Source organism: Pseudomonas aylmerensis (genome assembly GCF_001702265.1).
Taxonomy (GTDB): Bacteria; Pseudomonadota; Gammaproteobacteria; order Pseudomonadales; family Pseudomonadaceae; genus Aquipseudomonas; species Aquipseudomonas aylmerensis.
On sequence record NZ_MAUE01000004.1, the window covers coordinates 102162 to 109300 of the forward strand.

6 protein-coding genes are annotated in these 7139 nt (G+C 61.0%); 2 read left to right on the forward strand and 4 right to left on the reverse strand.

Annotation, left to right across the window (positions count from 1 at the left end):
* Positions 1 to 23: 23 nt before the first annotated feature.
* From BBG20_RS03755 to BBG20_RS03770, 4 genes are all read right to left on the reverse strand, one after another.
* Entirely contained in the window at positions 24 to 605 is a 582-nt protein-coding gene (locus BBG20_RS03755; RefSeq protein ID WP_065900377.1) for an IMPACT family protein, read from the reverse strand.
* A gap of 11 nt (positions 606 to 616) precedes the next feature.
* Positions 617 to 1276 (reverse strand): TetR/AcrR family transcriptional regulator, encoded by a 660-nt coding sequence (locus BBG20_RS03760; RefSeq protein WP_065900379.1) that lies wholly within the window; start codon positions 1274 to 1276, stop codon positions 617 to 619.
* 87 nt (positions 1277 to 1363) lie between these two features.
* Positions 1364 to 2758, reverse strand: a complete 1395-nt coding sequence (locus tag BBG20_RS03765; protein ID WP_065900381.1) for a uracil-xanthine permease family protein — start codon at positions 2756 to 2758, stop codon at positions 1364 to 1366.
* Between the two features lie 87 nt (positions 2759 to 2845).
* Positions 2846 to 3766: a LysR family transcriptional regulator gene (locus tag BBG20_RS03770; protein ID WP_065900383.1), complete on the reverse strand. Its 921-nt coding sequence runs from the start codon at positions 3764 to 3766 to the stop codon at positions 2846 to 2848.
* A gap of 125 nt (positions 3767 to 3891) precedes the next feature.
* Between BBG20_RS03770 and BBG20_RS03775 the strand changes: the two genes are divergently transcribed.
* Complete coding sequence (locus BBG20_RS03775; protein WP_065900385.1) at positions 3892 to 5241, forward strand: aspartate aminotransferase family protein; 1350 nt, start codon at positions 3892 to 3894, stop codon at positions 5239 to 5241.
* A 39-nt stretch (positions 5242 to 5280) separates the two neighbouring features.
* The gene (locus tag BBG20_RS03780) at positions 5281 to 6774 is read left to right on the forward strand and encodes a CoA-acylating methylmalonate-semialdehyde dehydrogenase (protein ID WP_065900387.1); all 1494 of its coding nucleotides are present in this window, start codon (positions 5281 to 5283) and stop codon (positions 6772 to 6774) included.
* The last annotated feature ends 365 nt before the right edge of the window (positions 6775 to 7139 follow it).

Below are 7139 nucleotides of genomic sequence, written 5' to 3' on the forward strand. Positions count from 1 at the left end.
TTCAGTGCACAACAGTAGCAGTTTCAGCGTTGCAGCAGGATACGTCCTCGGCTCAAGTCGGCGAGCTGGGTTTGCAGGGTGTCGATCTGGGTTTCGCCCAGGGCCAGTTGCAGCTCCACGCCGTGGGCGGTGAAGTTTTCCTCGACGACGAGCCCGCCGAGTTCGGCGACGCGCAGCTTGACCAGGTTCAGTTCGGAGAAGCTGCAGGCGCAACTCAGCGGCACGCGGCTGATCAGCTCGATGCGCTCGGCGGCCTGCAGGCATTTATTCGCGCCGCCGCCATAGGCGCGCGCGAGGCCGCCGGTACCCAGTTGTATGCCGCCGTACCAGCGGATCACCAGCACGGCGACCTGATCGAATCCTTGTGCCTCGATGGCCGCAAGGATCGGCCGCCCAGCGGTGCCGCCAGGTTCACCGTCGTCATTGCTGCGGTATTGATCGGCGAGCTTCCAGGCCCAGCAGTTGTGCGTGGCGTTCAAGTCGCTGTGTTGCTCGAAAAACGCCTGGGCGTCCTGCGGGCTGGTGATCGGTGCGGCGAGGGTGATAAAGCGGCTTTTGCGAATTTCTTCGCGAAACTCGCAAAGGCCGGTAAGCGTGAAAGGCATAAGTCGCGTCTTCAGGGGGCCGGCTTGACGCCACAGCCTTTGAGAATGATGTGGATCAGGTTGGTCCCGGCGTCTTCCATATCTTGCTTGGTCAGCTTGGTGCGCCCGGTGACACGGCAGATCTGGGTGGCGAAGTCGGCGTAATGCTGGGTGCTGCCCCACAACAGGAAGATCAGGTGCACCGGGTCGACCGGGTCCATCTTGCCGGCATCCATCCAGGCCTGGAACACCGCCGCCCGGCCACTGAACCAGGCGCGGTAGTCCTGGCTGAAATATTCGGTCAGGCATTCGCCGCCGCTGATGATCTCCATCGCGAAGATCCGCGAGGCCTGGGGTTGGCGCCGCGAGAATTCCATCTTCGTGCGAATGTAGCGGGTGAGGGCTACAGCCGGGTCGTCATCGGCGGTCAGGGCGTTGAAGGTGCTGTCCCACAACTCCAGGATATTGCTGAGCACCGCGATATACAGGCCCAGTTTGTTGGTGAAGTAGTAATGCAGGTTGGCCTTGGGCAGCCCGGCGCTCGCGGCAATCGTATTCATGCTGGTGCCTTTGTAGCCATGGCGCGCGAACTCATCTTCAGCAGCCTGGAGAATCGCTTGTTCGTTCTTTTGCCGAATGCGGCTGGCGGGTTTACCGGCGGGGTTGCTGTGGGCAGGAACTTCGAGGCTCATGGAGGTTTCCGTGCTGATCGATGATGGCGACGTGTGCACAGATAACCCACCCTCAAGCCTCAGACAAGTCCCGATGCAATAAAACCGTCAAAGCGGTTCCAGGCTGTCGCTTTCCGACGCGCGGTTTGCGGCAACCGAGGTCGCTTTGGTTTCCGGCAGTAATAGGCACAACACAATCGCCGTCAGCCCGCCGCTGGTGATGGCCGAGTCGAACAGGTTCTGCACCAGGACGGGCATCAAGTGCAGCAGGTTGGGTTGGGCGGCAATGCCCAGGCCGACGCCGAATGAAGTGGCGATGATCAGCATGCTGCGTCGGTCCAGCGGCGCCTGGGCCAGGATGCGCACGCCGGCGGCGGCCACGCTGCCGAACATCACCAGGGTCGCACCGCCCAGCACCGGCTTGGGGATCTGCTGCAGCACCGCGCCAATCAACGGGAACAGGCCCAGGGCGAACAGCACCACGCCGATGTACAGCCCGACGTAACGGCTGGCCACGCCAGTGAGTTGGATCACGCCGTTGTTCTGCGCAAAGGTGGTGTTGGGGAAGGCGCTGAAGGTGGCGGCGATCATGCAGCTGACGCCATCGCCGAGCACGCCGCCTTTAAGCCGGCTTATATAAGCAGGGCCGCTGATGGGTTGACGGGCGATCATGCAGTTGGCCGTGAGGTCGCCCACGGTTTCGATACTGCTGATCAGATAAATCAGCGCGATTGGCAGGAATGCGCTCCAGTCGAAGTTGAAGCCGAAGCGAAACGGTATCGGCAGGCTGACCAGAGGCAAATCGGGCAGGGCGTGTGGCACCAGCTTGCCACTGAACCATGCCGCCAGGCTGCCGAGGGCCAACCCGATAATGATGGCCGAGAGGCGCACCCACGGCGTGTTGGAGCGATTGAGCAGGATGATCGTCAGTACCACGAACAGGCCCAGCGCCAGGTTGGTCGGGGCGCCGAAGTCCGGGGCATTGAAGCCGCCGCCCAAATCCGTGATGCCGACCTTGATCAGGCTGATGCCGATCAGCGTGATGACAATCCCTGTGACCAACGGGGTGATGACCCGGCGCAACTGGCCGATGAAACGACTCAACACGATTTGTACCGCCGCGCCGAAAAAGCACACACCGAAGATCATCGCCAGGATGTCTTCCGGGCTGCCGCCACGTTGCTTGACCAGGAACCCTGCGGACAACACCGCGCCGAGAAACGCAAAGCTGGTGCCCTGCAGGCAGATCATCCCGGCGCCAATGCCGAATGGCCTGCGTGCCTGGATGAAGGTTCCTACGCCGGACACCATCAAAGCCATGCTGATCAGGTAGGGCAAGTGGGCGGTAAGGCCCAGCGTGGACCCGATGATCAGCGGCGGGGTGATGATGCCGACGAAGGCGGCCAACACATGTTGCAAGGCGGCCAGCAGGGAGGGCAGCGGTTTCGGTCGGTCATTCAGGCCGTAGATCAGGTCACTGGGGCTGGTGGATTCTGGTGGCATGGCGGGCAACTCGAGGCGGACGGTTCAAGGTCCTCGTACCCTTGCAAAAAACTGTCCAACTGCTCAGCTTTTTGCGCAGGCCCCGAGTTAGCGCGTTGCTGCCAGGCTTTCCAGGAAACTTTCCAGCACCAAATGAGGGCGACGCCCCTTGCGCGTGACCGATGCGAGGCTCAAATCGTAAAAACGTGTAGTCGGTTTCAGCGCGCGCAGTCGGCCTTGTTGCACCCACAGGCTGGCGTAGTGGTCGGGCAGGTAGCCGATGTAGCGACCGGTCAGAATCAGGAACGCCATGCCCTCGCGGTCGGAGGCGCTGGCGGTGCAGTTGAGCGCCTGGTAATGAGCCTGGATCTCGGCGGGCAGGCGGAAGGTGGGGGCGATGGCGTCCTGGGTGTCGATGCGCGCGTCGTCGAGTTGCTTGTCATCGGCATAGAACAGCGGGTGGCCGACGGCGCAGTAGAGCAGCGAGCGTTCGCTGTACAACGGCTGATATTCGAGGCCGGAGAGGGCGCTGGCCTGGGGCACCACGCCGACGTGCAGGCGGCCGTCGAGTACCCCTTGTTCCACTTCATTGGGCGCGATCATGCGGATCTGGATCTGCACGTCCGGACCGCGTTCCTTCAACTGCGCCAACGCGTGCGTGATGCGCATGTGGGGCAGGGTGACCAGGTTGTCGGTCAGGCCGATGATCAACTCACCGCGCAGGTGCTGGTGCAGGCCGTTGACCTCGGTACGAAAGCTTTCCAGGGCACTTAATAGCTGCAGCGCCGATTGGTAGACCTCACGGCCCTCTTCGGTAAGGGAAAAACCGGCGCGGCCGCGCTGACAGAGTCTTAATCCGAGCCGCTGCTCCAGGTCGCTCATCTGCTGGCTGATCGCGGAGCGGCCGATACCGAGTACGGTCTCCGCCGCCGAAAAGCCGCCGCACTCGACCACGCTGCGAAAGATGCGCAGCAGGCGAATATCGAAGTCGCTGACTTGGGCCAGAGGATCGGGTCGACGGCTGCTCATAGTTTAGTAAAGGCCTGACTGAAGGTTAGAAGAGTTGGATTTCACCGACTTTATCCTCGTGGCAATTTAGCTGCAACAACGCTTTTCAATCCCGACGCTGCCTTTTGCCCTGCGAGGTTTTGCTGATGAACATGCCCGAAAACGCCCCTTCGTCCCTGGCCAGCCAACTGAAGTTGGATGCGCACTGGATGCCCTACACGGCCAACCGTAACTTCCAGCGTGACCCACGGCTGATCGTCGCCGCCGAGGGCAGTTGGCTGACGGATGACAAGGGCCGCAAGGTCTACGATTCGCTGTCGGGCCTGTGGACCTGTGGCGCCGGGCACACCCGCAAGGAAATCCAGGAAGCCGTCGCCAAGCAGTTGGGCACCTTGGACTACTCCCCGGGCTTCCAATACGGTCATCCGTTGTCTTTCCAGCTGGCAGAAAAGATCACCGATCTGACCCCGGGCAACCTCAACCACGTGTTCTTCACCGACTCCGGTTCCGAGTGCGCCGACACGGCGGTGAAGATGGTGCGTGCCTACTGGCGCCTGAAGGGCCAGGCCACCAAGACCAAGATGATCGGCCGCGCCCGTGGTTACCACGGGGTGAACATCGCCGGTACCAGCCTGGGCGGCGTCAACGGCAACCGTAAACTGTTTGGCCAGGGCTTGATGGATGTTGACCATCTGCCGCACACCTTGCTGGCGAGCAATGCGTTCTCGCGTGGCATGCCGGAGCAGGGCGGGATTGCCTTGGCCGATGAGCTGCTCAAACTGATCGAGTTGCATGACGCGTCGAACATCGCCGCCGTGTTTGTCGAGCCGATGGCCGGTTCCGCCGGCGTGCTGGTACCGCCACAGGGCTACCTCAAGCGTCTGCGTGAGATTTGCGACCAGCACAACATCCTGTTGGTGTTCGACGAAGTGATCACCGGTTTCGGCCGTACCGGCTCGATGTTCGGCGCCGACAGCTTCGGTGTGACCCCGGACCTGATGTGCATCGCCAAGCAAGTCACCAACGGCGCGATCCCGATGGGCGCGGTGATTGCCAGCAGCGAGATCTATCAGACCTTCATGAACCAGGCGACGCCTGAGTACGCGGTGGAATTCCCTCACGGCTACACCTACTCGGCGCACCCGGTAGCCTGCGCTGCCGGCCTTGCGGCATTGGACCTGCTGCAGAAGGAAAACCTGGTGCAGAGCGTAGCCGAAGTCGCCCCGCACTTTGAGAATGCGCTGCACGGCTTGAAGGGCAGCAAGAACGTGATCGACATCCGTAACTATGGCCTGGCCGGTGCGATCCAGATTGCCCCGCGTGACGGTGATGCGATCGTGCGTCCATTCGAGGCCGGCATGGCGTTGTGGAAGGCCGGTTTCTACGTGCGCTTTGGCGGTGATACCCTGCAGTTCGGGCCAACCTTCAACAGCAAGCCGCAGGACCTGGATCGTCTGTTCGATGCGGTCGGCGAAGTGCTGAACAAGATCGACTGATTTCTCCTTCTATATAGAACAACTTTTCAGGAGCCCTGCATGAGCCTTATCCAGCATTTGATCAACGGTGAGTTGGTCAACGACAGCGGTCGAAGTGCCGACGTCTACAACCCATCCACCGGCCAGGTCATTCACCAGGTGCCGTTGGCCAGCCGTGAAACCATTCAACAGGCGATCGACTCGGCCAAGGCAGCGTTTCCAGCCTGGCGTAATACCCCGCCGGCCAAGCGCGCCCAGGTGATGTTCCGTTTCAAGCAATTGCTGGAGCAGAACGAAGCACGCATCTCGCAGTTGATCAGTGAAGAGCACGGCAAGACGCTGGAAGATGCTGCCGGTGAGCTCAAGCGCGGGATCGAGAACGTTGAGTACGCGTGCTCGGCGCCGGAGATTCTCAAGGGTGAGTACAGCCGCAATGTCGGGCCGAACATTGATGCGTGGTCGGACTTCCAGCCGTTGGGTGTGGTGGCGGGCATTACCCCGTTCAACTTCCCGGCGATGGTGCCGCTGTGGATGTACCCACTGGCGATCGTCTGCGGTAACTGTTTCATCCTCAAGCCGTCCGAGCGCGACCCGAGTTCGACGCTGCTGATTGCACAACTGCTGCAGGAAGCCGGTTTGCCCAAAGGCGTGCTGAGCGTGGTGCACGGCGACAAGGGCGCGGTGGATGCGTTGATCGAGGCACCGGAAGTCAAGGCGCTGAGCTTTGTCGGTTCGACGCCGATTGCCGAATACATCTATGCCGAGGCGACCAAGCGCGGCAAGCGCGTCCAAGCACTGGGCGGCGCGAAGAACCATGCGGTGTTGATGCCGGACGCGGACCTGGATAACGCGGTCAGCGCGTTGATGGGCGCGGCCTATGGTTCGTGTGGCGAGCGTTGCATGGCGATCTCGGTGGCGGTGTGCGTGGGTGATCAGGTGGCGGATGCGTTGATCGCCAAGCTGGTGCCGCAGGTCAAGGCGCTGAAGATTGGTGCGGGCACGTCCTGCGGCCTGGATATGGGGCCGTTGGTGACGGGGCAGGCACGGGATAAAGTCAGTGGCTATATAGAAGACGGCGTGGCGTCGGGTGCTGAGCTGGTGGTCGACGGGCGTGGTTTGAGTGTTGCCGGGCATGAAGAGGGCTTCTTCCTGGGCGGTAGCCTGTTCGACCGCGTGACGCCTGAGATGCGTATCTATAAGGAAGAGATCTTCGGGCCGGTGCTGTGCGTGGTCCGGGTGAGCAGCCTGGAAGCGGCGATGCAACTGATCAACGATCACGAATACGGTAATGGCACGTGCATCTTCACCCGTGACGGTGAAGCGGCCCGGCTGTTCTGTGACGAGATTGAAGTGGGCATGGTCGGTGTGAACGTTCCATTGCCGGTGCCGGTCGCGTATCACAGCTTTGGTGGCTGGAAGCGTTCGCTGTTTGGCGACTTGCATGCCTATGGGCCGGATGGCGTGCGCTTCTATACCCGTCGCAAGGCGATTACCCAGCGTTGGCCGCAGCGCGCCAGTCATGAAGCGTCGCAGTTTGCCTTCCCTAGCCTGTAAGGCTGGGTAAGTAGAAAGCCGGCCCCTTGGGGCCGGCTTTCGCGTTTTTGGGGGCTTTTGACCGATATGACAGAAATGTGAAAAAAGGTGTTGACGGCAGATTCTGGAAGTCTATAATTCGCCCCACTTCCGGCGCAGTCGAAACGGAAAACTCCTTGGTAAACAAAGAGTTACGCGAGATTCGACAGCGACTTGCTTCAGTTCATCGAAGCCCAGAAGGAGTTGGTAGAGCAGTGTTGTTTGGCTCTATTAACGTTTCGATCTTCTCGGTCGAAAGCGGAGAAAAAGAGGTGTTGACAGCAGCGTGTAACGCTGTAGAATTCGCCTCCCGCTAACGAGAGATCGGAAGCGCAAGTGGTTGAAGT